Origin of the sequence: Lacticaseibacillus parakribbianus (assembly GCF_025490915.1) — a bacterium.
GTDB lineage: Bacteria > Bacillota > Bacilli > Lactobacillales > Lactobacillaceae > Lacticaseibacillus > Lacticaseibacillus parakribbianus.
The window spans coordinates 1-23491 of record NZ_JANQBA010000009.1; the positions used below are offsets into that span (position 1 = coordinate 1).

Annotated in this window: 23 protein-coding genes; 8 read left to right on the forward strand and 15 right to left on the reverse strand. The window is 61.8% G+C overall.

Annotated features, from left to right (window positions below; all coding sequences use genetic code 11):
- Nucleotides 1–213: 213 nt before the first annotated feature.
- From ptsP to NUH19_RS08435, 3 genes are all read right to left on the reverse strand, one after another.
- Nucleotides 214–1935: a phosphoenolpyruvate--protein phosphotransferase gene (gene ptsP, locus NUH19_RS08425; protein ID WP_262316114.1), complete on the reverse strand. Its 1722-nt coding sequence runs from the start codon at nucleotides 1933–1935 to the stop codon at nucleotides 214–216.
- Nucleotides 1935–2201, reverse strand: coding sequence for a phosphocarrier protein HPr (locus NUH19_RS08430; RefSeq protein ID WP_262316115.1), 267 nt, complete (start codon nucleotides 2199–2201; stop codon nucleotides 1935–1937). Before NUH19_RS08430 ends, ptsP begins: the two co-directional genes overlap by 1 nt.
- 109 nt (nucleotides 2202–2310) lie before the next feature.
- The gene (locus NUH19_RS08435; protein ID WP_262316116.1) at nucleotides 2311–2502 is read right to left on the reverse strand and encodes a hypothetical protein; all 192 of its coding nucleotides are present in this window, start codon (nucleotides 2500–2502) and stop codon (nucleotides 2311–2313) included.
- A gap of 248 nt (nucleotides 2503–2750) precedes the next feature.
- Here NUH19_RS08435 and NUH19_RS08440 point away from each other — a divergent pair, with 248 nt between their 5' ends.
- Nucleotides 2751–4946: an ATP-dependent Clp protease ATP-binding subunit gene (locus tag NUH19_RS08440; protein WP_262316117.1), complete on the forward strand. Its 2196-nt coding sequence runs from the start codon at nucleotides 2751–2753 to the stop codon at nucleotides 4944–4946.
- Nucleotides 4947–5074: 128 nt separating this feature from the next.
- Here NUH19_RS08440 and NUH19_RS08445 read toward each other — a convergent pair whose 3' ends face one another.
- Both NUH19_RS08445 and NUH19_RS08450 read right to left on the reverse strand, forming a co-directional pair.
- Nucleotides 5075–5932, reverse strand: a complete 858-nt coding sequence (locus NUH19_RS08445; RefSeq protein ID WP_262316118.1) for a hypothetical protein — start codon at nucleotides 5930–5932, stop codon at nucleotides 5075–5077.
- Nucleotides 5916–6263 (reverse strand): PadR family transcriptional regulator, encoded by a 348-nt coding sequence (locus NUH19_RS08450; protein WP_262316119.1) that lies wholly within the window; start codon nucleotides 6261–6263, stop codon nucleotides 5916–5918. Before NUH19_RS08450 ends, NUH19_RS08445 begins: the two co-directional genes overlap by 17 nt.
- Nucleotides 6264–6437: 174 nt before the next feature.
- Between NUH19_RS08450 and NUH19_RS08455 the strand changes: the two genes are divergently transcribed.
- The 3 genes from NUH19_RS08455 (at nucleotide 6438) to NUH19_RS08465 (ending at nucleotide 8529) form a co-directional block, all read left to right on the forward strand.
- Nucleotides 6438–7013, forward strand: a complete 576-nt coding sequence (locus NUH19_RS08455) for a sugar O-acetyltransferase (RefSeq protein WP_262316120.1) — start codon at nucleotides 6438–6440, stop codon at nucleotides 7011–7013.
- A 145-nt stretch (nucleotides 7014–7158) separates the two neighbouring features.
- Nucleotides 7159–7440: a DUF1827 family protein gene (locus NUH19_RS08460; protein ID WP_262316121.1), complete on the forward strand. Its 282-nt coding sequence runs from the start codon at nucleotides 7159–7161 to the stop codon at nucleotides 7438–7440.
- Nucleotides 7441–7485: 45 nt separating this feature from the next.
- Nucleotides 7486–8529: a MucBP domain-containing protein gene (locus NUH19_RS08465; RefSeq protein ID WP_262316122.1), complete on the forward strand. Its 1044-nt coding sequence runs from the start codon at nucleotides 7486–7488 to the stop codon at nucleotides 8527–8529.
- 63 nt (nucleotides 8530–8592) lie between these two features.
- Here NUH19_RS08465 and NUH19_RS08470 read toward each other — a convergent pair whose 3' ends face one another.
- The 4 genes from NUH19_RS08470 to NUH19_RS08485 form a co-directional block, all read right to left on the reverse strand.
- Nucleotides 8593–9423 carry an enhanced serine sensitivity protein SseB gene (locus NUH19_RS08470; protein WP_262316123.1) on the reverse strand — a complete coding sequence of 277 codons (831 nt, stop codon included), beginning with the start codon at nucleotides 9421–9423 and terminating at the stop codon, nucleotides 8593–8595.
- A 19-nt stretch (nucleotides 9424–9442) separates the two neighbouring features.
- On the reverse strand, nucleotides 9443–11017 hold the full coding sequence (locus NUH19_RS08475; protein ID WP_262316124.1) for a peptide chain release factor 3: 1575 nt from the start codon (nucleotides 11015–11017) through the stop codon (nucleotides 9443–9445).
- 160 nt (nucleotides 11018–11177) lie between these two features.
- On the reverse strand, nucleotides 11178–12506 hold the full coding sequence (locus NUH19_RS08480; protein WP_262316125.1) for a hemolysin family protein: 1329 nt from the start codon (nucleotides 12504–12506) through the stop codon (nucleotides 11178–11180).
- 79 nt (nucleotides 12507–12585) lie between these two features.
- Nucleotides 12586–13716: an AI-2E family transporter gene (locus tag NUH19_RS08485; protein WP_262316126.1), complete on the reverse strand. Its 1131-nt coding sequence runs from the start codon at nucleotides 13714–13716 to the stop codon at nucleotides 12586–12588.
- Nucleotides 13717–13793: 77 nt separating this feature from the next.
- Between NUH19_RS08485 and NUH19_RS08490 the strand changes: the two genes are divergently transcribed.
- Nucleotides 13794–14225 carry a GNAT family N-acetyltransferase gene (locus NUH19_RS08490; RefSeq protein ID WP_338085556.1) on the forward strand — a complete coding sequence of 144 codons (432 nt, stop codon included), beginning with the start codon at nucleotides 13794–13796 and terminating at the stop codon, nucleotides 14223–14225.
- Nucleotides 14226–14265: 40 nt separating this feature from the next.
- Here NUH19_RS08490 and NUH19_RS08495 read toward each other — a convergent pair whose 3' ends face one another.
- From NUH19_RS08495 to recX, 3 genes are all read right to left on the reverse strand, one after another.
- Nucleotides 14266–14781 carry a GyrI-like domain-containing protein gene (locus tag NUH19_RS08495; RefSeq protein ID WP_262316128.1) on the reverse strand — a complete coding sequence of 172 codons (516 nt, stop codon included), beginning with the start codon at nucleotides 14779–14781 and terminating at the stop codon, nucleotides 14266–14268.
- A gap of 13 nt (nucleotides 14782–14794) precedes the next feature.
- Nucleotides 14795–15331, reverse strand: a complete 537-nt coding sequence (gene ntdP / locus NUH19_RS08500) for a nucleoside tri-diphosphate phosphatase (protein WP_262316208.1) — start codon at nucleotides 15329–15331, stop codon at nucleotides 14795–14797.
- Nucleotides 15332–15412: 81 nt separating this feature from the next.
- On the reverse strand, nucleotides 15413–16216 hold the full coding sequence (recX, locus tag NUH19_RS08505) for a recombination regulator RecX (RefSeq protein ID WP_262316129.1): 804 nt from the start codon (nucleotides 16214–16216) through the stop codon (nucleotides 15413–15415).
- Between the two features lie 78 nt (nucleotides 16217–16294).
- Here recX and NUH19_RS08510 point away from each other — a divergent pair, with 78 nt between their 5' ends.
- On the forward strand, nucleotides 16295–17809 hold the full coding sequence (locus NUH19_RS08510; RefSeq protein ID WP_262316130.1) for a helix-turn-helix domain-containing protein: 1515 nt from the start codon (nucleotides 16295–16297) through the stop codon (nucleotides 17807–17809).
- A gap of 46 nt (nucleotides 17810–17855) precedes the next feature.
- Here the strand turns inward: NUH19_RS08510 and NUH19_RS08515 are convergent, their stop codons facing one another.
- Nucleotides 17856–18245, reverse strand: a complete 390-nt coding sequence (locus NUH19_RS08515) for a hypothetical protein (protein ID WP_262316131.1) — start codon at nucleotides 18243–18245, stop codon at nucleotides 17856–17858.
- Between the two features lie 117 nt (nucleotides 18246–18362).
- Between NUH19_RS08515 and rlmD the strand changes: the two genes are divergently transcribed.
- Nucleotides 18363–19730 carry a 23S rRNA (uracil(1939)-C(5))-methyltransferase RlmD gene (gene rlmD / locus NUH19_RS08520; RefSeq protein ID WP_262316132.1) on the forward strand — a complete coding sequence of 456 codons (1368 nt, stop codon included), beginning with the start codon at nucleotides 18363–18365 and terminating at the stop codon, nucleotides 19728–19730.
- Between the two features lie 110 nt (nucleotides 19731–19840).
- Here the strand turns inward: rlmD and NUH19_RS08525 are convergent, their stop codons facing one another.
- Nucleotides 19841–20446, reverse strand: a complete 606-nt coding sequence (locus NUH19_RS08525) for a TetR/AcrR family transcriptional regulator (RefSeq protein ID WP_262316133.1) — start codon at nucleotides 20444–20446, stop codon at nucleotides 19841–19843.
- A gap of 269 nt (nucleotides 20447–20715) precedes the next feature.
- On the opposite strand from NUH19_RS08525, the gene NUH19_RS08530 reads away from it, so the two are divergent.
- Nucleotides 20716–21951, forward strand: coding sequence for an aminopeptidase (locus NUH19_RS08530; RefSeq protein ID WP_262316134.1), 1236 nt, complete (start codon nucleotides 20716–20718; stop codon nucleotides 21949–21951).
- Between the two features lie 546 nt (nucleotides 21952–22497).
- On the opposite strand, the gene NUH19_RS08535 is transcribed toward NUH19_RS08530, so the two are convergent.
- Nucleotides 22498–23370, reverse strand: a complete 873-nt coding sequence (locus NUH19_RS08535; RefSeq protein WP_262316135.1) for a hypothetical protein — start codon at nucleotides 23368–23370, stop codon at nucleotides 22498–22500.
- Between the last annotated feature and the right edge of the window lie 121 nt (nucleotides 23371–23491).

The window sequence follows — 23491 nt, forward strand, 5'->3', positions numbered from 1 at the left end:
TCAGATCAAACGAATCAAAAACACAGCATACGGGTATAAGAACTGGATGAACTTCATCAACCGCATTTTCTTGGAACGCGTCTGGTTCAAACCAAATGGCACTAATAAAAGAGCACCCAGACCGATTAAGGCCCAGGCACTCTCATAAATCTGTATCAACTCCACTTGACGAAGAGCCAAAAAAAGAGCCCGTCTCCGGGCTCTTACCGCGACCTACTTGGTGTAGGCCTCGACTAATTTTTTGTTGTCGTCGTTGGAAATGGAATCGTTGATCGCCTTGTCGGCCAACTCCGCCATGTCCGCGGTAGACAGCCGCTTCATCAGGCTGCGAATCTTAAGTACAGAGGTCGCAGACATCGAGTACTCGTCCAGGCCCATCCCCAAGAGGATTGGGACCATGATCGGGTCACCGGCGGCTTCCCCACACATGCCGGCCCACTTGCCTTCCTTGTGTGCCGCGTCAATGACGTTCTTGATCAGGCGCAGGATGGATGGGTTGTAAGGCTGGTAGAGGTAGGACACGTGCTCGTTCCCGCGGTCAGCGGCCATGGTGTATTGGATCAGGTCGTTGGTGCCGATGGAGAAGAAGTCGACGTGCTTGGCGAATTGGTCAGCCAGGACCGCGGCGGCCGGGATTTCGATCATCATCCCCAGTTGGATGCTATCGGAAACCTTGACGCCGTCGGCCTCCAGCTTGCCCTTTTCTTCGAGGAAAATGGCCTTGGCGGCTTCGAATTCCTGAATCGTGGCGATCATCGGGAACATGATGCGCAGTTCACCAAACGCGGAGGCACGCAGCAAGGCGCGCAACTGGGTGCGGAAGATGTCCTGCTTATCAAGCGAAATCCGAATCGCGCGGTAACCCAGGAATGGGTTTTGCTCCTCTGGCAGCGGCAGGTACGGCAGGTGCTTGTCCCCACCGATATCCATGGTGCGCACCACAACCGGCTTCGGGCTCATCGTTTCGAGAACCTTCTTGTAGGCCTCGAACTGATCGTCTTCCGTCGGCAGTTCTGCGGAGTCCATGTACAGGAATTCGGTGCGGTACAAGCCGATCGCCTCGGCGCCGTTGGCCAAGACCCCATCGAGGTCCTTGGGCGTGCCGATGTTGGCGGCGATGTCGAAGTGCTTGCCATCGGCGGTGACGGACTTGGCGGTTTTGAGCAGCGCCCATTCGGCCTTTTGATCCGCGTAAGCCTTGGCTTCCTTCTGGGATGCCACGACCTGCGCCTCGCTTGGGTCGATGGTGATGTCGCCGGTCAAGCCGTCAACGGTTAAGAGCTGCCCTTCCTTGACGCTGGTCGTGATCTCTTGGGTCCCAACAACGGCTGGGATCTCAAGGGAGCGGGCCATAATCGCGGAGTGGGCGGTGCGGCCACCGATGTCGGTGACGAACGCCTTAACGTACTTCTTGTTGAGCTGCGCCGTGTCGGACGGGGTCAGGTCGTGGGCAACCACGATGACCTCGGAGTCGATCAGCGCCGGGTTCGGCAGCGGCCGGCCAAGCAAGTGGGCCAAAATGCGGGTGGCCACGTCGCGGATGTCCGCGGCGCGTTCTTGCATGTACGGGTTGTCGACCATCGCCTCGAAGGTGGCGATGAACATATCGGAAACCGACTTCAGTGCGGTTTCAGCATTGACCTTGTCGTCTTTGATTTTCGATTCGATCGCGCCGGTGAACTCCGGATCTGCCAGAATCATCATGTGTGCGTCGAAGACTTGCGCCTCTTCCTCACCCAGTGACTCCGCCGCCTTTTCGCGGATAATCTTCAGCTCGCCGTTGCTTTGGTCCAGTGCGTCGTGCAAACGGTCGATTTCTTTTTCTGGATCTTCAATTGTAGACTGAGAAAATGACAAATCGGGTTGCACTAACATGTAGGCCTTCGCAGTTGCGATGCCGTCACTAGCAGCGATCCCTTTGAGTTGCTTTGTCATTAGTCAGACAGACCTTCCTTTTTCATCGTTTCTTCGATGGCGTTGATGGCATCGGCTTCGTCGGCACCTTCAGCGGAGATGGTCACGTCGGCACCTTGGCCAACGCCCAGGGACATCACGCCCATGATGGACTTCAAGTTGACGCTCTTCCCCTTGTATTCCAAGTTGATGTCGGAGTTGAACTTGCTTGCGGCCTGAACCAAAAGGGTAGCCGGACGTGCGTGGATCCCTGTTTCTGCAATGACATTAAATTCGCGTTTTTCCATGAGTAATCTGCTCCTTCGCATAAAAAGTCTTTTCCGAATAGAATGGACAATTCTATCTCTTGTAAACCTTACCATCATTCCGTTTTCACGGCAAGTCTGAAGTCGCTTTTTAATCTCCCGACCCGGATTTGTAACGGTAGACGATGTTACCGCCGCGTTTGGCCTGCCCCACGATCTCGTCGCGGTTGGGATAGTCGGTCCAAGCGGTCCGAAACGCCCCGAAAGTTTCCGGGGTCACCTCGATTTCGCTGCGCGACCCTGCGCGTAACTCGTCCATCAGCTGCTGGTAGTCCGGTGCCATTCGCCTGCCTCCTTTAAAGCGCCAACCTTTGGAGTTGACGCGCTTTGACGTACAAGATTATGCTAGCATTATGCGAGTGAAACCGCAATCAAAACCGATAAGAAAAGGGTTTCGTCAAATTTTTTAGCACTCTCGCATCCAGAGTGCTTGCAAATTTAACCCGCTGTTGTATACTAGTCCTTGGTCAAGAAAGGTCAAAGCTTTTTTTGACAAGGGGGTCTCCCCCACAAAGAAAGGTCGTGATCGCGATGCTCTGTGAGAACTGCCATCAAAATCCAGCGACCATTCACCTGTACACCAGCGTGAATGGTCAACGCCAAGAGATCAACCTGTGCCAAAACTGCTACCAGCAGCTCAAGGCGCAAGCAGGAGGTTCTATGAATCCAACCAATGCAAGCAACGACCCCTTCGGCTTCAACAGCCTTGACGACCTGTTCAAGGCGATGAGCCAGGGGCAAAATTCGGGCCAGCCCGAATCCCCAACCGCACAGACCCCGCCGACGCAGGCCGGCCGCGGTGGCAACAACAACCGTGGCGGCGGCAACAGCGTGCTCGCGCAGTTCGGGGTCAACCTGACCGACAAGGCCAAAAACGGTGAGATCGATCCCGTGATCGGCCGCGACGCCGAAATTGCCCGGGTAATCGAAATTCTGAACCGACGCACCAAGAACAACCCGGTGCTGATCGGTGAGGCCGGGGTCGGCAAGACCGCGGTGGTCGAAGGCCTCGCGCTGAAGATCGCCAACGGTGACGTGCCGGCCAAGCTGCAAGAGCGCCAGGTCATCCAACTCGACGTCGTGTCGCTGGTGCAAGGCACCGGCATTCGCGGCCAGTTCGAGCAGCGCATGCAGCAGCTGTTGACCGAGCTGAAGAAGAGTCCCAACGTCATTTTGTTCATCGACGAGATTCACGAAATCGTCGGGGCCGGCAACGCGGAAGGCGGCATGGACGCCGGCAACGTGATCAAGCCGGCGTTGGCGCGTGGCGAGATGCAACTGGTCGGCGCCACCACCAACAACGAGTACCGCCAGATTGAAAAAGACAGCGCCTTGGCCCGGCGCCTGCAGCCCGTCACCGTCGACGAGCCGACCGAGGCCGAAACCGTCAAAATCCTCGAAGGTATCCAAAAGCGCTACGAAGATTACCACCACGTCACCTACACGCCGGCCGCGATTCAGGCCGCCGTCACCCTGTCCAGCCGCTACATCCAAGACCGCTTTTTGCCCGACAAGGCCATCGACTTGCTGGATGAGGCCGGCTCGCGCAAGAACCTGACCATCACCGTGGCCGATCCCAAGACCGTACAGGCCAAGATTGACGACGCCGAAAAGCAAAAGCAAGCCGCGCTGAAGCAAGAGGACTACGAAAAGGCCGCGTTTTACCGCGACCAGGTCACCAAGCTTCAGAAGATGCAAGATCAGCAAAAGCAGGACGCAAACGCCGACACCCCGACCGTGACCGATAAGGACATGGAGCAGATTGTCGAGCAAAAGACCAACATCCCAGTCGGTGAGCTGCGCAACCAAGAGGCCCAGCAGCTCAAAGACCTGGCCCCGCACCTCGAAGCCAACGTGATCGGGCAAGACGACGCCGTCGACAAGGTCGCCCGCGCCATTCGCCGCAACCGCATCGGCTTCAACAAGACCGGCCGCCCCATCGGCAGCTTCCTGTTCGTCGGCCCCACCGGCGTCGGCAAAACGGAGCTGGCCAAACAGTTGGCCAAGGAGCTCTTCGGCTCCCAGGAGGCGATGATTCGCTTCGACATGTCGGAGTACATGGAAAAGTTCAGCGTGTCCAAGCTGATCGGTTCCCCTCCGGGCTACGTCGGCTACGAAGAGGCCGGCCAGCTGACCGAGCAGGTGCGGCGTAATCCGTACAGCCTGATTCTGCTGGACGAAATCGAAAAGGCCCACCCGGATGTGATGAACATGTTCCTACAGATTCTCGACGACGGCCGCCTGACCGACAGCCAGGGCCGCACCGTTTCCTTCAAGGACACCATCATCATCATGACCTCCAACGCCGGTTCGACCGACGCCGAGGCCAACGTGGGCTTCGGGGCGTCTTTGAACGGCACCACCAAGAGCGTCTTGGGCCAACTGGGCAACTACTTCAAGCCTGAATTCCTGAACCGCTTCGACGATATCATCGAATTCAAGCCGCTGACCAAGGAGTCCCTGCTCAAGATTGTGTCGCTCATGATCGACCAGACCAACGCCAACATCCACGATCAGGGCCTGACGATTCACGTCACCGACCCGGTCAAGGAGAAGCTGGTCACCCTCGGCTACGATCCCGCCATGGGGGCCCGGCCACTGCGCCGCGTCATCCAGGAGCAGATTGAAGACCGCGTCGCCGATTTCTACCTCGACCACCCGCAGGCCAAGGCACTGGAGGCCCGCATCAGCAATGGCGAAATTGCCATTTCAGAGGCCGGCGCCTAGCGCCACGCAAAAGCCGACAACCGTCATCAGACGGCTGCCGGCTTTTTTGGCGTTCAGACGTATTCGACCAACGACTACCGGCCGCTGCGCCAAGTCCCGCTAACCCGCTCGCGTTGCCGAGCGGTCTGTCACCTGCTGCCGTGACGGGCGACTCGGTGTGACCGCCGCCCCACCCAGGCGCTGGCGCCGAGGTAGGCGATCAACAGCGTCCACAAAACAGCGACCAACCACCCCGCCTGCCCAGACGTCATGGCCGCACCGCGGTTCTGGTTGAACTGCCGCACCAGCGCGTTGATGGCAAACATCACCAGCAACAGCATCTCGGGCGCAAGCACCCCCAGCATGTGATGGCGAACGGCCACCCACCCGAGCCATCCCAGCGCCACCGCGCAGCTGCCGGCAATCAGCACCAGGTTCCAAGGCGCCGGGACGGCCACCGCTGGCCCCGGCTGCCACACGATCAGGGCCACGACCACAGCGAGCCAGCCGCCGCCAAGCGCCGCCAGCGAGGCGCCCGTTTCCCACCAGCCGTGGCCCGGCGTGAAGGCGACGGCCGCGGCCCAACGCGCAAGCAGGGCGACGACGGCCACCGTGATGGCGATCATCCCGCCGGCCGCCCCCAGGTGCAGCGCGAGCACCGACTGGCGGCCGGCGGCCCCCAGCAGCATCATCAGCCACCCCAGCCCGGTAACCACCGCCCCACCGCGTAACCAAAACCGCCAGGGCCGCAGCGGTAGCTCGCGCAGAATTGCCTTGGTCATCCCCTGTGGATCCTGGCCGAAGTAGGCTTCGGCCGACTCGCCGGCGGCCTCAGCGGACTGCAGGTCCTGCGCCAGCGCCAGCAGCTGGGCCACCACCGCGGCCCGGTCGCGGGTCCACCCCAGCGCCTGCATGGCCAGCCGCACCCGGCTGAACCACACGCGGTCGCTTGGGTGCAGCGTGTTTTGCAGCGCATCGAGTTGCGCTTCGTCATCTCGTCTTGTCATCTTGCCCCTCCTTGGTGTCGGCCATCACCCGGGCCACCTGGGCCCCAAAGCTGGCCCAATCCGCCTGAAAAGCCGCCAGCGTCTTTGCGCCTTGCGTCGTCAGCGTGAAGTACTTGCGCATCGGGCCGTCCGGTGAGGCCTGCTGAACCCCACGCAAGTCACCGCTGGCCTCGAGCTTAGCCAACATGGGGTACAGCGTTCCGCCGACAATCGAGGTGAACCCATAGTCGTGCAGCGCCTGCATCAGCTCGTAACCGTAAGTCGCTCGCCTGGCGATAATGGCCAACACACAGCCTTCTAAAACCCCACGCAGCAGTTGTGTCTGTTTCATGTTGCCTCCTAGTTAGTCAGCCTGACTAGTGCAGCATACGCCCGTCCCGCTAGTTTGTCAAACTAAATAGTGGTTGGCTTACGGCCACCTGCCAGGAACCGATGCGACGCCCTTGTCGCGGGCTCTAAGACGTGCGACAATCGAAATGGAAGCCAATTCAAAGGGGTGTTCATCATGACCAAATCCGAGAAAGAAAAGTCCTTTGCCGGTGAGCTGTACCAGCCCAACGACGCCGCACTGACGGCCGAACGCGCGGAGACGACCCGCCGGTTGTACGATTACAACCACCTCCACCCGCTGCAAAAGGCCGAACGCACCGCGGCCTTGCGTGGGCTTTTGGGCCACGTCGGCGCCAATTGCGTGATCGAGCAGCCGCTGTTCACCACCTATGGCACCAACACCGTGGTCGGCGACAACTTCTTCATGAACGTGAACGGCCGGCTGATGGACAGCGGCAAGATCACCATCGGCGACAACGTGTTCATCGCCCCGGACGTCGCCTTGATCACCGAGACCCACTCGCAAAACGTACCGGAACGCATCCAGGGGCTGGAGTACACCCACCCGATCACCATCGAAGACAACGTGTGGCTTTGCACCGGCGTCAAGGTGCTGCCCGGCGTCACCATCGGCCGCAACACGGTGATCGGCGCCGGCAGCGTGGTCACCAAGGACGTCCCGGCCAACGTGATGGCCGCTGGCGTCCCCTGCAAGGTGATCCGCGCAGTTGCCCCAGAGGACCGCGCCTGAGCCGCCAAAATAACGCCGCCGAGCGGCGCAACCCAGCGTCCCGCCACCAACCGCGACAGAAACTGTCCGGCTGGCGCCGCAGATGTAGTATTTCGCGGCGAAGTCTTTTATAATGAAAGTAGATAAAAGAACGGGGGTACACGATATGCGTTTGATCGACATCACCAACAGTTACCCGCACTTAGTCACCCAACAGCTTGCCCACACCGATGCGACCTACATTAAGGTCTACTCGCTGGGCAACGTGACGGTCATTTTCACCAAGGCCCCCACGCATGACGAGCTGCTGTTCACAAGCGACACCCGCAACATCAAGGACGCCGAGATTGCCTTTGCGCTTGAGAAGCTTTGCGGCGTCGCGTTCAACGACGCCACGGTGATTCGCGGCGATAAGCTGGCCGAAGTCACGCTGCGGCCGAAGCACTAACGACGTCGGCTGCGGCCGGCGTTGTTTGTTCTCAAGGAGGGTAGCATGGGATTATTCGCCAAGTTACGGGCCTGGCTGCGCCCGACGCCGGTTTTGGCCCCGACGCAAAAGCCCAAACTGCCACGGCGGCAACCGACCGCACCCGCGCCGGCGGCCCCAGTGACGCCACGACCGACGGTGCCGGCGGTGACCGGCCCCACCGCGGCGCGGGTGCGGCTGACCGTGCGGTTTGAAGATCGCGAGGGACGCACGCTTGCGCCGCAGCAGGTGCTGTACGGCGCCATCGGCCAGCCCGTCGCTATCGACGTACCGCTGATTCCAGGCTTCGTGCTGACTGGCATCGACGGCTTCACCGCCCAGTTTCCCGCCGCGCCGCATGTCATCTGCTACCGCTACCTGCCCCGCGTCGCGGCCCCGGTGGTGGTCTACCACCGAGACGAGGGCGGTCGGCTTTTGGCCAACCCAGAGATCCTGATCGGCAAGCTGAACGCGGCCTTCACCACTCAGGCCCTAGCCGAGCTCGCGGCCCACGCCGCTGTCCAGACCCAAACCGGCCACTTCACCGAAACCAGCCAGCAGGTGACCTTCACCTACGACCTCGCCCGGCTGACGCCCGGCACCCCGCCGGCCGCGGCCTTCATCGAGCTGCTCACGGCCAAGGCCACCTTCGCCCAACCCGACTTCAACCAGCCGCTGGCCACGAAGCTGCCGGCCCACACCTTCTGGCGCGTGTTCGCGATGGCCAGAGAAAGCAGCGGCCAGGTGTGGCTCAACATCGGAGGCGCCCAGTGGCTGACCGCCGCAGACACCAGGCCGCAAAGCGCCGACCCCTACCGCCTGGCTCAGGCCCCCGTACCGCAACCCGACGCGCAGTTCGCCTACACCGAAACGGCCCTGCGCCAAGGCGTGACCATCACCTGCGGCCCCCATGGAATCACCCAGTGGCTGGCGCCGTACGGTGACGTCGCGCCGCTGCGACTGGCGAACGGCGACCGGGTGATGGCCGTTGCCAGCGTGACTGCAGCCAACGGCAGCCGCTGGCTGCGCCTGCAAGGCGACCTGTTCATCCAGGCGCGTTACGCCGACTGAGCGCCCAGACGGCAAAAAAGCACTTCCCAATTGTTGCGGGAAGTGCTTTTTTGGCCAGCTTGCTTAAGCCTGGTAAGCTGGGGTCGACCCCTGCACCAGCGGCGTGGAATCCTTGTCCAACGGCGCCGCGGTCATGCCGAGCTTGGCGTCTTCGCCCAACACGCCGACCGCCGCCGCGTTCAGCGCATCGATCAGCGCCTGGGTGGCGGCCTCGTCTTGGTCCGGCGCGTCGATGATCAGCAACAGGTGGGACTGATCGGCGAAGTCCAGCTGCCGCAGCCAGGCGCGTTTGATCTCGGCGTGTTCCGCCAGCTCGGTTTCAACCGCCAGCCACAGCCCGGCAGGTACCGTGCTGGGCTCGGATACGGCCACCTGGGTCTGATCCGGGTGCTCCTGCCGCGCGTCGGCCTGCTTACCTAAATCGGCCAGCGCCTCGCGGTCGAAGTTGATGTTGTCCTCGAAGGGATTGATCACCATGCCGGCCACGTCCTCGTTGTCCGTGATCAGCTTGGCGATGTCCAAGAAGCCGACCGGAATCACCGCCGACTTCTTGACGTTGTCGGCCAGGCCGTTGTCGTTCCAGTTGTCGTACAGCTGGTTGACGGACAGCCAGTCGGTGAACAGCGGCTGGATTTTCTCGTCCTTGGTGGTGGTCAGAAGCGGGAACTCGAGCTCCGCGTCGGCCGGCACGGTGGTGTCGCCGTTAGCTGCGATCTCAAGCGGGGCCTCGGACATCACCACCATCAGCAGCGTGGACCGCTCGATCAGCTCCTCCAAGAAGGCGCTCATGTTGTCTTCGGTGTTGTCGAGCGAAAACGAGCGCCACTTGGCGAGCAGGTCGTCGTTGGTGATTGCATGCACGGAGCGGGTGTTGTCGTCGTTAGATTCTGTCATGAGGAACTTCCTTTCTGCATTACAGCTTGGCGGTTAGCGTGACATCGGGGTACTTATCGGCGAACCAGCGCAGGGCGTACTGATTCTCGAACAAAAACAGCGGCGCGTCATGAACGTCTTTGACCAGCAGGTTGCGCGAGCTGGACATCCGCTCGTCCAGCTGGGTGGGGTCGATCCACCGGGCCACCCGGCTGCCGATCGGGGTCATCACGACCTCGGAGTTGTACTCGTTTTGCATCCGGAACTTAAACACTTCAAACTGCAGCTGACCGACCGCCCCGAGGATGTACTCACCGGTCGCATAGGTCTTGTAAAGCTGAACCGCGCCTTCTTGCACCAGCTGCTGCATCCCCTTGTGGAAGGACTTTTGTTTCATCACGTTCTTGGCGGTCACGCGCATGAACAGCTCCGGGGTGAACTGCGGCAGCGCCTCGTACTCGACCGGTTGCTTGCCGGCGTAGATCGTGTCGCCGATCTGGAAGTTGCCGGTGTCGTACAGCCCGACGATGTCGCCGGCCACCGCCGTTGACACCTGCTCACGGGCATCCGACATGAACTCCGTCGCGTTGTTCAGCCGCAGCGGCTTGCCCGTGCGTTGCAGCGTCACGTCCATGCCGCGGTCGAACTCGCCGGCACCGATGCGGACAAAGGCGATGCGGTCGCGATGGTTGGGGTTCATGTTAGCCTGAATCTTGAACACGAAGCCGGAAAAGTCCGGCGCGGTCGGCGCAAGCGTCCGGCCGTCTTGCAGGACGTGCTCGCCCGGCTCCGGCGCCATTTCGACGAAGTGGTTCAAGAAGGTTGCGACCCCGAAGTTCGTCAGCGCGGAGCCGAAGAACACCGGCGTCTGGTCCCCCTTCATGACCTTTTTGAGGTCGAACTGGTTGCCTGCGTCATTGAGCAGCTCGATGTCGCTCAGCGTGTCTTGGTAGATTGATTCGTTGACCAAGGGTTCGCTTGGCGCCAACTTGCCGTCGGTCAGCGGCAGGTAGCGCTCGCCGGCCTCGTTCTCGCGGTACAGCTCGATGCGCGAGTCGACCCGGTCGTACAGGCCGACCAGCCCCTTGCCCATGCCGATCGGCCAGTTCATCGCGTAGCCCTCAATGCCCAAAAGCTCCTCGAGTTCGGCAATCAGGTCCAGTGGTTCGCGCCCGTCGCGGTCCAGCTTGTTCATGAAGGTGAAAATCGGAATGCCGCGCTTTTTGACGACCTTGAACAGCTTTTTGGTCTGCGCCTCGATCCCCTTGGCGGAGTCGATCACCATGACCGCCGCGTCGACGGCCATCAGGGTGCGGTAGGTGTCTTCCGAGAAATCCTCGTGCCCTGGGGTGTCCAAGATGTTGATGCGCTTGCCGTGGAAGCCGAACTGCATGACGGAGCTGGTGACGGAGATGCCGCGCTGCTTTTCAATCGCCATCCAGTCGGACTTGGCGAAGTGGCCGGTTTTTTTGGCCTTGACCGTGCCGGCCTCGCGGATGACGCCACCGAACAGCAGCAGCTGCTCGGTGATTGTGGTTTTCCCGGCATCCGGGTGCGAGATGATCGCGAAGGTGCGTCGCTTGGCGACGGCGTCTTTTAATTCCTGTGGTTTCATTGGTACTTCCTTTCGTGGGTCCAGTCGTCGTTTACCGCTGCTGCTTTACATCCGCTTGCCTCCATGCCGAAAAAAAGCCCTGCGACGGCAGGGTCTTGTCTAGTACTCAATTATAATGAAAGAGCGGCTGCGTGTATAGAGGGCTGGCCAAACTTGCCGCTCAGGGGGTGGCCGCCTCGGTGGCCGCCGGCTGCGGCACGTGCAGCCGCAAGTCGACCAGCCGCGGCCCCACCATGCGGCCGGTGGTCAGCGTCATGCCGTTCTCAAGCGTCAGCGTGGTCGGCTTGACCGCGGAAGGCAAGGCGCCAAGCCGCGTGATCACAAAACCGGCGACCGTGTCGACGTCGGGCTCTTCAAGCGCCGTGTTGAACCGCGCGTTGAAGTCATTGAGCGTCATGCGCCCGGACACCAGGAAGTCGGCGTCGCCCAGCCGGGTGACCTCAACGGTGGCGGAGTCCGACTCGTCGTCGATGTCGCCGACAATCTCTTCCACCAAGTCCTCGATGGTGGCCAGGCCGACCACCCCGCCGTACTCATCGAGCAGGACGGCCAGCTGCTGCTGCTGCTGGCGCATGGTGAGCAGAAGCGCCGGCACCGGAATGGTTTCGGGCACGAACAGCGGTGGGGTCATCACCTGTTCCAGCCGAACGTGATCGAAGCCGTCGCGCCGGGCGGCCTTCAGCAGGTTTTTGATGTGAACCACGCCGATCACCTTGTCCTTGTCGCCGGCGTAAACCGGAATGCGGGAGTAGATGTTGGCCAGAATCTGATCGATCGCGTCTTGATCGGGAATGTCGGCCGAGACCATGAACGCGTCGATGCGCGGCACCATCACGGCGCTGGCCAACGTGTCGTTCAGGCCGATGATGCCTTCGAGCATTTCGTACTCGCCGGCGTCGATCGCCCCGCTTTGCTTGCCGGATTCGATCACCGACACCATTTCGTCGCGCGTCACCTGGTTGGCGTCTTCGTGGTGCTTCAACGGCGTCAGGCGCATCAGCAGGTTGGTCGAGGCCGCCAGCAGCCAGACGAAGGGCCGCAGCACCAGGCTCAACACGCTGATCGGCGTCACCGCCGCCTTGGCCACCGCCTCGGTCGAGGCCAGCGCCAGGCGCTTGGGGTAAAGCTCCCCGAACACCAAGGAGACGTAAGACAAGCCGACCGTGACCAGCACCACTGCCACCTCCTTGGCCCCGGGCAGCGGCAAAAGCGGCGCCAGCCGGGCGGCGATGGTGGTCGCCGCCTGGGCCGAGGACAGGAAGCCAGCAAAGGTGATGCCGACTTGGATGGTCGCCAGGAAGTTGGTCGAGTCGTCCATGATGGCGACGAGGCGAGCGGCCTTGCGATCGCCGGCCTTGGCCTGGGCGGCCACCTTGCTGCGGCTCAAAGACACCACCGCGATTTCGGCGGCGGCAAAGCAGGCGTTCAGTACCGTCAGTAGCGCAATCAGCCCCAGCTGGGGCCACAGACTGGCAGGTGTGCTTTCCATCTCACAAGTCCTCCAATTGTCGTTGCCGGCACAAAACCCGGCAAAGGTGCATTGAGTATAGCAAGCCCACCGCCGGATTTCAAGGCCGGTGCAGCTTGGCCCCCAGTAGCTGGGCCTTTTTGCGCTGGGTGCGGTGAAAGGCGTAAAGCTCCAGCGCGTAAGACACCACGGTCTTGGCGACGGCGTATACCGGCACCGCCAAAATGGTCCCCATGATGCCGTACAAGTTGCCGGCGACCAGCAGCAAGACAATGATGGTCAGCGGGTGAATGTCCAGGCTGCGCCCGATCACGTTGGGGTAGATCAGGTTGCCGTCGGTTTGCTGCACGATCAGCACCACCACGATCACCAAGGCAACCTGCCCCCACCCAGTGGTCGCCGCCACCGCCAGGGCCGGGGCGATGCCCAAGTACGGCCCAAGGTACGGCACGATGGTGAAGACGCCGGCGACGAAGCCCAACAAAAAGGCGTAGGGTAGCCCGATCAGGAGGTAGCCGATGAAGGTGAAGGTACCGACGAACAGGCACTCGATCGCCTGCCCGGCGATGTAATGCGACAGCGTCTGGTTCATCCGGGAAAACACCGTGGCGACCTCTTGCTGGTAGCGCCCGGGCAAAAGGCGTTGTACCGCCGGCACCAAGCGGTCGCCGTCCTTGAGCATGTAAAATAGCACCACCGGCACCGTGATCACGTTGACCACCACGGCCGCGACGCTGCCGATCAGCCCGGGTAGCCCGGAGGAGAAGTTGCCCAGCACCTGGTTGAGCAAGGTGCTGGGTTGGACCTTGAGCTTGGCCACGACGCTTTCGACGTCGAATTGCTGGTACCACTGGTAACGCGCCAGCCGGTGAATGAAGGCCCGCAGCGTGACCAGAAAATCCGGCAGCCCGGTGATCAGCTGCGTCACTTGGTTGACTAGGTTGGGAATGATGGCAGCGACGATCAGCACAAAGCCGGACAAAACCGCCACGAACACCAAGGCGATTGCGGCGCCTCGGGGAATGTGCAGCCGCCCCAAAAGCTTAACCAGCGGGTTGAACAGGTAGTACAAGAAGCCGGCGGTGATCAGCGGCACCAGAAGCGTCGAGAAGAAGGCCGCGATCGGCGCCACCAAAAAGCTCAGGTGCGACAGCGCAATCAGGAGCAGCGCGACGATCAGGGCCTCAAGCGACCAGTACATCAGCTTGGAGCGGCGCAGCTTTTCAAACATGTTTTTGCCTCCTTGGGGTGTGACGGTGGCTTGTGAATGCTATAATGGCGTCACTATTAATGAAAGCTGTGATTGTGATGGAATTCAACGTGACCCGTGACCTGACGTCTGCAACCTACCAAGACGCTTTGGCAATTCGCCAAACCGTCTTCGTGACGGAGCAAGGCGTCCCCCACGACCTGGAAGTCGATGCAAACGAGGCCAACGCGCTTCACTTCGTCGCCTACGAGAACGGCTTGGCCCTGGCCACCGCGCGGCTGTTGCCGGCCGAGTACGGCTACCACGTCCAGCGCGTGGCGGTGCTTGCCCCTTACCGTCACCACGGCGTCGGCGAGGCGCTGTTGGCCCATCTGGCCGAGTTCGCCGCGGCTCACGGCGCAGCCGAGCTGCGCCTCGGGGCCCAAGTCCAGGCGGTCGGCTTTTACAAGCGCCTGGGCTACCACCTGACGGCTTTACCCGAGTTCACCGAGGCCGGCATTCAGCACCGCGAAATGGCCCTCACCCTGTAGCACAACGCCCCCGCCTAGCAATTAGGCGGGGGCGTTGTCGTCAATCGAACTCGTCGTAGCCTTCAAGCTCGTCTTCGTTGATGTACAAAATGTACTGCACGTCGCTCACGGCCCCGTTCGTCAGGTCGTAGCGCTCAAAGTAGTACGGGTGGCTGGTTTGGCCGATGTGCTGGGGAATCGGGAAGCCGGCCTTTTCAAGCATTTCCAGCCCTTTGTTGAAGCTGGTCTGAACCGGCAGCTGGTTCAACACACCCGAGGCCTTGGCCGCGGTCTTGCCGATGGTGCCGGCCGGCATCTGAAAACTTTCGAATCCGACCGGGGCCTTCGCGTCGTCTGGGACGATGCTGCCGATCCAGTACTGGAACTGCCCGTAAGGCGAGAAAATCACCATGTAGCTGCGGTTCGGCGCCGGCGTCAGGGCGTCGAGCTGATCAAACCAGTGGTTTTGGGCGAATTCTTCCCAGCAGGCGTAAAACGTCCCCATCTGGTCGCTGTCGACCACGGTGTAAACCTTGCCGATGAACTTTTGTGGTACCTGATTCAGTAATGCTGTCATGTTGTCTCCTTGCTCAGACCCGGTGCGAAAGCTGCAGGTAGCGGTTGTACCACAAGTCGATGTAGGCCTGCGAGAACGGCCCTTTGCCGTGGTTGATCCAATCGACCAGCACCCGCACGTTGGCCTTCAAAATGCGGTCGGTAGTGGTCGGGTACTGCCACTTGCGGCGATGCGCCTCGTACTCGTCGACGTCCAGCAGGCGCTTTTCCCCATCCGGGAAGACCTTGACGTCCAGGTCGTAATCGATGTACTTGAGCGCCTCTTGGTCCATGGTCGCGGGGCTGGCCAGGTTGCAGTAATAAGACACCCCGCCCTCTCGAATCATCGCGATCACGTTGAACCAGTAATGCTTGTGGAAGTACACGATGGCCGGCTCCCGCGTCAGCCACCGCCGGCCGTCCGATTCGGTGACCAGCGTGTGGTCGTTGCAGCCGATTAAGGCGTCCTCGGAGGTCTTGAGCACCATGGTGTCGCGCCAGGTGCGGTGCAGCAGCCCGGGGTGCTTGTAGCTTTGAATGGCGATGTAGTCGCCTTCCTTGGGGATCCGCATAGTCAACCCGCTTTCAGTTTTTCTCACAGTCAGTATAACAAACTTTGCCCCCACCGCAAAATCGCGCCGCGGCGCCTGGCCTCAGTCGGCCTCGTGAGCCTCAAGCGCGGTTAGCACCGCATCGATGGCGTCCAGCTCATAGCCCTTGCGAAACAGCGCCTGCTTGACCCGGTTGCGCCGCTCGTAGCCCTCGTACTGGCGCTTGAGCCGCCACTGCTTGGCCGCGGCGGCCTCAAGCGCCGTTTGCTCCTGGGCAACGTCGCGCTCAAGCGCCAAGCCGGCCAGTGCCCCGGCACTTTGGTCGGTGTCAAACCCCTTTTGCATCAGCGCCAGCCGGATTTTTTGGCGCCGGTCGTTGAGCGGCTTTCTCGCGTTTTGCCGCGCGGCCTTGGCCGCCACGCGAGCGGCCACCGCGGCCCAATCGCTGGCCGGCACCGCCGCCAGCGCCTGCTCGCACAGCGCCTGGGAGATCCCTTTTTGAACCAGCGCCGCCTTGGCGAGCTTGGGACCGCGGCTGCCCAGCAACAGGTTGTCGTGCAAAAAGGCCGCGGCGAACTTGGCGTCGTCCAGGTAATGCAAGTCGACCAGCCGGGCGATCACCGGGTCAATGGCGCTTTTGGGCAGGTCCTCTTTTTGCAGCCGCAGCCGCACCTCCTTGATGGATCGCATCTGGTGGCTCAAATAGTCGAGCGCCACCGCGTTGGCCGCGGCGTTGACCTCCGCCGTTTTGATGGCGGCCTCAAGCTGGGCATCGACCGCCATCCCCTTGGCCAGCATGAACTGGATCAGCGTGCTTTCGCTGACGGGAAAGGCGTAGTGCCCATCCAGGAAAATGTTGTAGCGACCCGGCCGTTTCTGGGCGCTGATGCTGGTGATTGTCGGCATGGCGAGTCCTTTCCAAGCAGCCGGCGAACCGGCGCTCACGTGAGTTATGTTATAATACAAGTAATTTGGAGTGACGGGGTGAAACGCGTGTTTGAGGATAACTTTTTTGATAAGCGGGCCAGCACGAACTACCGGGTGTTCCGCTACCTGAAGGCCTTGCAGGACAGCGGCTTCACCATCAACCGCCTGGCCCACGAAAGCAAGCTCAGCTACTCGCAGACCTACAACGCCTTTCAAGACATCATGGTGGCGCTGCAGCTGATGCAGCACCGCGCCATCGCCGACCTCAACGAAGCCGACTTTCGCGCGGTCGGCGGCGGCGTGTCGGTCGACACGTACCGCTACCACCTGCTGGCCGACACGGTCGCCTTTCGCTTCTTCGACCAGCTGTTTCGCAGCGGCGGCTTCGATGTCCACGCCTTTTGCCAGCAGGAGGGCATCAGCCTGCCGACCCTGCGGCGCAAGATCGCCCCGTTCAAAGCCTACATGGCGCAGTGCGGCGTGACCATGAACGCCGTCACCTGGGCGCTTGAAGGCAGCGAGCTGCGGGTGCGGCTGTTGCTTTTGACGTTTTATCAGCTGGCCTTTCGCGGCGTCGGCTGGCCCTTTGGCACCCGGCGCTTCCAGCAGGCCAAGGCGGATTTTGCCGCCATCACCGCCGCCGACCCGACGTGGTTTGCGCCCGGACGCGCGACCAAGCTCGACTTGATGGTGCTGGCGGTCCAGGCCCTGCGGCTCGATAACGGCCACGCGCTGGCGCCGAACAAGCGCTGGCAAGGCGTTGTCGCCGACGCCGGGATGACGCTTGCGCCTTTGATCTACACCCCGTCACGCTTTGCGACGCTGCCGCAGCCGATCAGGGCAGCCGAGCGCGACTTCTACTACTTCTGCCGCGTTCACTTTCTGTCCTTTGACGCCGCGGTCAGCCCGGTGCAAGACCGCATCATGACCGCCTTTCGCGCCGGGGATCACGCGATTGGCCGCTTCGCTTCGGGGCTGTTGGACGCCATGATCGACGCCAGCGATCCGACCACCCGCGAGGCCGCCCCGTCACGCCACGCGGTGCTTTCAATCAACCTGCACCGCATGGCCCTGAGCTGCTACGTGGCCGACGGGGCCTTTGCCAAGCGGCTGGACTTCTTGCGGCGGCCCGAGCAAGACGCCGACAACGGCCGGCTGCCGCAGCTGATTCGCCGCTACTTCAACGGCCTGACGCCGGGCGACCCGGCCAGCGTGTTTCACCAGTACTACCCGTGCCTGCACCGCGACTTGTACAGCGTGATTGCCCCGGAGTTCCCGGTGCTCAACGCGGATCACATGCTCAACATCGCGGTCTTTGTGGACAGCGGCACCTTCGTCAACCGCGACTTGATGCAGTTTCTCAACGGGCTCGACTTTGTGCGGCTGCTGGTTCCAGACCCCAAGCACCGCCCGGATCTCATCATCACGGCGCTGTCGGACACCGGCATCCTTCGCGCCTACTACGGCGAGGCCGCCTTGGCCCACATCCAGCTGGTCCAGTGGGCGACCGACGCCGATGACAACGACTTTTTCCACCTGATGACCGTGCTGCAACACGCCCGTCGCACCTAAAAACACGCGCCCCGCCCGGCTTACGCCAAGGCGGGGCGTTCGGCGTTCAGACCCGGCGACCGTGGTGGCTGGGCACCGCCTTGTAGCCGGTGAAGTAATTCATCAGCTCGTAGCCGCCAAGCGCGACGGCCACCAGCAGCGTCAGCCAACCGTTGTTCAACTGCTTGAACCAATACAAGGCCGCCGCCAGAATCATCATCCCGGCGACAAAGGCGAGCTGCAACTGCTTGTTGGGCGTGATGGCAAAGCTGGCCTGCGGCGACTGGAACGCGATCTGGTGGGTCGCGGTGAAGCGGCCGACGCGAAACTTGACCACATCCCCGCGGCGAACCGTCAGCTCAAGGGTCTGGCCCGGGCTGAGCACATGGGTCTCGGCGTTGTGAAACACGAACACCGGTGCTCTCATCTGGCCGTTTTGCGGGTACGTAATCTCCATGGGTCTGCTCCTTTGGTGAAACATTGTTGCTCCCATTATACGCGCAAGCCAAGTTTCCCGCCAGCCGCCGCGCCGGTGGATTATCGGGTATAATGGAGGCAACGCAAGGAGGACACCATGGAAAATTCTGTCACAGTCGGCCAGCGCTTCCCGCTGACCATCAAGCGCCTGGACATCAACGGCGCCGGTATCGGTTACTACAAGCGCAAGATCACCTTCGTCACCGGCGCCTTGCCGGGGGAAGTGGTGGTGGCCACGGTCACCGCGGTGCATGAGCGCTACCTTGAGGCCACCACACACCGCGTCAAAAGCGCGTCCAAGGACCGCGTCACGCCGGTCGACCCGCTGTACGGCAAGGTCGGGGGCATCGAGCTTGCGCATCTCGCCTACCCGGCACAGCTGGCCTTCAAGCGCGATGTCGTCGCCCAAAGCCTGGCCAAGTACAAGCCGGCCGGCTGGCAGCACTACGACTTGCGGCCGACCATCGCCGCACCCCAGCCACTGCACTACCGCAACAAGGCGCAGTTCCCGGTTCGCGTGATCGACGGCCACGTGGTCGCCGGGCTTTACGCCCCGCAGTCGCACACCCTGGTTCCACTGACGCGGTTTGCGACCCAGATGCCCCAAACAATGGCCGTCATCACCCGGCTTTGCCAGATTCTCGAGCGGCTCAACGTCCCGATTTACGACGAAAAGCACAACCGCGGCATCGTCAAGACCCTGGTGGTGCGTGAATCCGCCAGCACCGGTGAGGTCCAGGTAACCCTCATCACCCACACCGCCAAGCTGCCCCACCAGGCCGCGCTGCTCGCCGCCATTCAAGCCGAGCTACCGGCGGTGGTCACGGTGATGCAAAACGTCAACCCAGATCAAACCAGTCTGGTGTGGGGGCCGACCAGCACGCTGCTGGCCGGCCAGGCCACCATCACCGAGCGGCTGATGGGACTTGACTTCGCGCTGTCGCCGCAGGCCTTTTTGCAGCTGAACCCGTCCCAGACCCCAACGCTGTACCAAACCGCGCTCGAAGCGCTCTCGCTGGCTCCCAACGAAACGCTGGTCGACGCATACGCCGGCATCGGCACCATCGGCCTCAGCTTGGCGCAACACGCCAAGGAAGTTCGCGGCATGGACACGATTCCCGCGGCGGTGGCCGACGCCAACCGCAACGCGGCGCAAAACGGCATTCAAAACGCGCATTACGAGGTCGGAACGGCCGAAACCGTGTTTCCCCAGTGGCTGCGGGCCGGCTTCAGGCCCGACGCCGTAGTGGTCGATCCACCGCGAGCGGGACTGGAGCCCGCCTTCATCACCGCCTTGCTCAAGGCGCGGCCCAAGAAGTTCGTCTACATCTCCTGCAACCCGTCGACGCTCGCCCGTGACCTGGTCAAGCTGACGGGGGCCTACCAAGTCGACTACATCCAATCGGTCGATATGTTCCCCCAGACCGCGCGGTGCGAGGCCGTGGTCAAGTTCACACGCAAATAAGCATGCCCCGCGGCGCCGGCTCTCCTTTTGGAGGCCGGCGCCGTTTTGGCGTCAGTCGCGCCACCAAAAAAGTCGAGGCACTCCCGCCTCGACCTTACGCTTACACTGAATTAGGCTCGCCCCGCCACGGCTGCGGTGAGGTCGATGCCGACCGCCTGCTCACCGAAGCGGTCGTTTTTGATGAAGTCGCAGGTGACCGCCTTGAGCATGGCGATCATCTGCTCCGGTGAGATATCGATGAACCCCGGTGCAACCAGGTTGGCGATCCCCGTCGCCACAATCCAGACCCCGGTCACCGCGTTTTGCCGCTGGGTTCGCGAAAGCTTCGCGGCCGGCGGATAGCCGTCCAGCTTGGCGATGGCGTGATCCAGCGCGTAGGCCCGCATGGCGGCGATGCCGAAGTGATCTTCGACAAACACCGCGCGGTACAGCGCCTGATTATCAAGCGCAAAGTTAATGTAGGCAAGCCCCAGATCCACAATCGGGTCGGTGGTGTAGCGCCGACTCAGCTTGCTGGTCAGGGTCTGCTTGATCTGATCGACAACCGCCTGGCGCAGCTCGGCCATGTTGGCGAATTCAAGGTAAATCGGCTGCGTCGAACACGCCATGCGCCGGGCGATGTTCCGCGCCGTGAAGCGCTTGAACCCCTCCTCCACAACGAGCTCATAAGCGGCCGTCAGAATCTGATCGCGTGTGATCGTTTTCTTTCTAGCCATAAAGTTCCCCCACTTCTGAATCACGACCCAGGCGATGCACACCTTTGCCTGATGTCATCGTTATTTTACCAAAGCCTTAGGAAAACGCAATCCTTATCGAAAAGTATTTTGGGGGTCGCCAAAACAAGACCGCGTCGTTCACAAATAACGCTTGAATGCGCCTTGTCGCCGGGTCGCGGTGCCGCCTCACCGTTATTCACCGCGCCGAGCGCCATTATGGTAAAATCAAGGCAGTGTGGCCACGCCGCACGCAAAAGGAGGCAACCAAAATGACTTTACCCAACTTTGAGGCGAACCTGAAGAAGTACGCCGCACTGATCGTCGACCTCGGCGCCGGCGTCGGCCAAGGCGACACGGTCTACCTGCAGATTGGCACCGACCAGACCGAGCTGGCCCACCTGATCGCCGAAACCGCCTACGCCCGCGGCGCCGCCGAGGTGTCGATGTGGTGGCAAGACGACGCGATTCGCCGCCTGGACATCGCCAACCTCGCCGACGACCGACTGGCAAACCAGCCGCCGCAAGTGCAGGCCCAGATGGACTACTGGCTGGCCCACAACGCCAAGCGCATCACCATCATGTCCAGCGACCCGGACAACCTGGCCGGCATCGACAACGCGCGAGTCGCCGGCTACCAGGCCGGTTTCCAAAAGGTCTACGCCAAACTGTCGGCGGCAATTTCCGCCGAGCGCATCTCCTGGACCATCGCCGGGGCGGCCGGTACCAAGTGGGCCCAAAAGGTCTTCCCAGAAGCGGCCACCGCCGCAGCGGCCGTCGACCAGCTGTGGGACGCGATTTTCAAAACCGTTCGCATCTACCAAGACGATCCTGAGGCCGCATGGGCCGCGCATGTCGCCAAGCTGAACGAAAAGGCGGCGTGGCTCAACCAGGAGAACTTCGATCACCTCGAGTACACTGCCCCCGGCACGAAGCTTTCCGTCGGCTTGCCGGCCAACCACATCTGGACGGCCGCCGGCGCCCGCAATCCACGGGGTGAGGCCTTCATTCCCAACATGCCAACCGAAGAGGTCTTCACCGTACCGGACTGCCGGCGCATCGACGGCACGGTCACCTCGACCAAACCGCTGTCTTACGCGGGCAACATTTTGGAGGGCATGCAGTTTCGCTTCGAGCACGGCCAGGTCGTCGCGGCCCACGCCGAGCGCGGCGATGCCACCCTTCAGCACCTGCTGGCGATTCGCGGGGCGCGGTCGCTCGGCGAAGTGTCGCTGGTGCCGGATCCGTCCCCGATCAGCCAGTCGGGCATCATTTTCTTCAACACGCTGTACGACGAGAACGCCTCCGATCACATGGCGCTGGGCCAAGCCTACCCCTTCTGCATCAAGGGGGGCACCGACATGACGACGGCGCAGCTGACCGAAGCCGGGCTCAACGACGCCGACACCCACGTCGACTTCATGATGGGCTCGGCGCAGATGGCCATCGACGGCGTCAAGGCCGATGGCACCCGCGTGGCGATTTTCAGAAACGGCGACTGGGCCTAGGCCAGCCGCTGACGCCTCGGCAGACCGCCGAGGCTTTTTTGGTGCCATCAAAAAACGTCCGGCAACGATGTACCGGACGCGCCGAAGCCACCGTGGGTCCTAGAACCCCGGCAGCCTCGGTATTTTTGCTGCTTCGTTGCAATCTTGCGGTGTTGACCTCGCAGTGGTGCTGCGTTCAAGGCCGCTTGAAACAAGCCACGCGCCGAGCCCCTCCGCAGCTACCTCGCAAGCGAGTAGGAGAGACAGTCAGACTGCGCGTGGGTGTTGGCGTTCACCCTGGTATTCGGGCCCAGCGAGGGGCGCCGTAACGCGAAAACACGTGTGTTGAAAGCCAGGTTCGGCTTGGTATGGGCGGGGGTACTGGAGATGCTTATGCTCCGGCCATTCCCTCTGGGGCAGTGGACGCGCAACGACCAAGGCCTTTGGCCGCCTCCCTGTCCTAGAATAATCATCCACAATCAGTGTAAGCCCCGTTATTTCAACCGTCAAATTTTGAGCTCGCCCAGGCGGCATCAAAAAAGCCCCGGCACGGCCGAGGCGGAAAGTCTAGTTGGCATAGTAGATGTTCAAAGGTGGCACGGCTTGCCCGTTCGGGACGCAGGTCTGAAACGAGATGCCACCGATCGCGCGTTTTTGCGCGAGCATGTTGGTGACGCTGGCCTGGTTGTTGGCCACGCTGTAGCTAATCTTACGGACATGGTAGACATGGCCGTTGACACTAACCGCGGAGCCGATGCCGACGCCGGCGAGGTAGGCATGCGCCGCACCGGTGTACTCGATCAGGTAGTGGTTGGCAACGGCGGTCCACTGATAGACGTAGCTGTCGCCCGGCACTTGGCCAACGCCGCTGAACGCGCGAATGCCAAAGCTGTGGCCCCCAACCGTGAACCCGGTTGCGGCCGCCGGCGCCGCGGTGCGGCGAACCGGCGTTGCCCGGCGCGCGACCGTTGCGGTGCGATGTGCAGGCGCTGCGGTCGCCGTCGTCTGGGCGGTTGCCTGCGCAGGGGCGGCCTGCGTGTGCGTCGCGGTCGTTGCGGCCCGCTCGGTGGTGCTTGAAGCCGCCGCAGTCGCCGTGGTCGCCGCCGCCGGCGACTTAGTCTTAGTCGCTGCGGTCGCCTTGGCCGCGGTGGTCGCTGCCGCCTGCTTACTTGAAGCAGGCGCCTTCGCGTCTTGAGCGGCCTTGGCCTGATCCGTCGCCTTGGCAGAGGCGGCGGCCTTGTGCTCAGCCGACGTTGTCTTGGTCTGGCTGACCGGCTTGGCCGCGGTCGTCTCGTGCGAACGCTGAACAGAGACGGCCGAAACGTGCGTCGGCGTGGCTTCCGCGGCGGTTTCGTTGGAGGTCAAGGCAAAGACAACCCCACTTGCGACAACCAAAGTCGTCACGGTAGCAGTCAACACACGAACAAAAGATTTATTCAAAAAGATAGTTCCCCCATGATTCTTTCACTGACAAAAGTTGGTAATCCTCCTCGCACTGCCCCAAGCAGCCGAAGCCGATCCCACAGTGCAGGTGCGGGATCATCGCTTGCCCCAGTTCCCA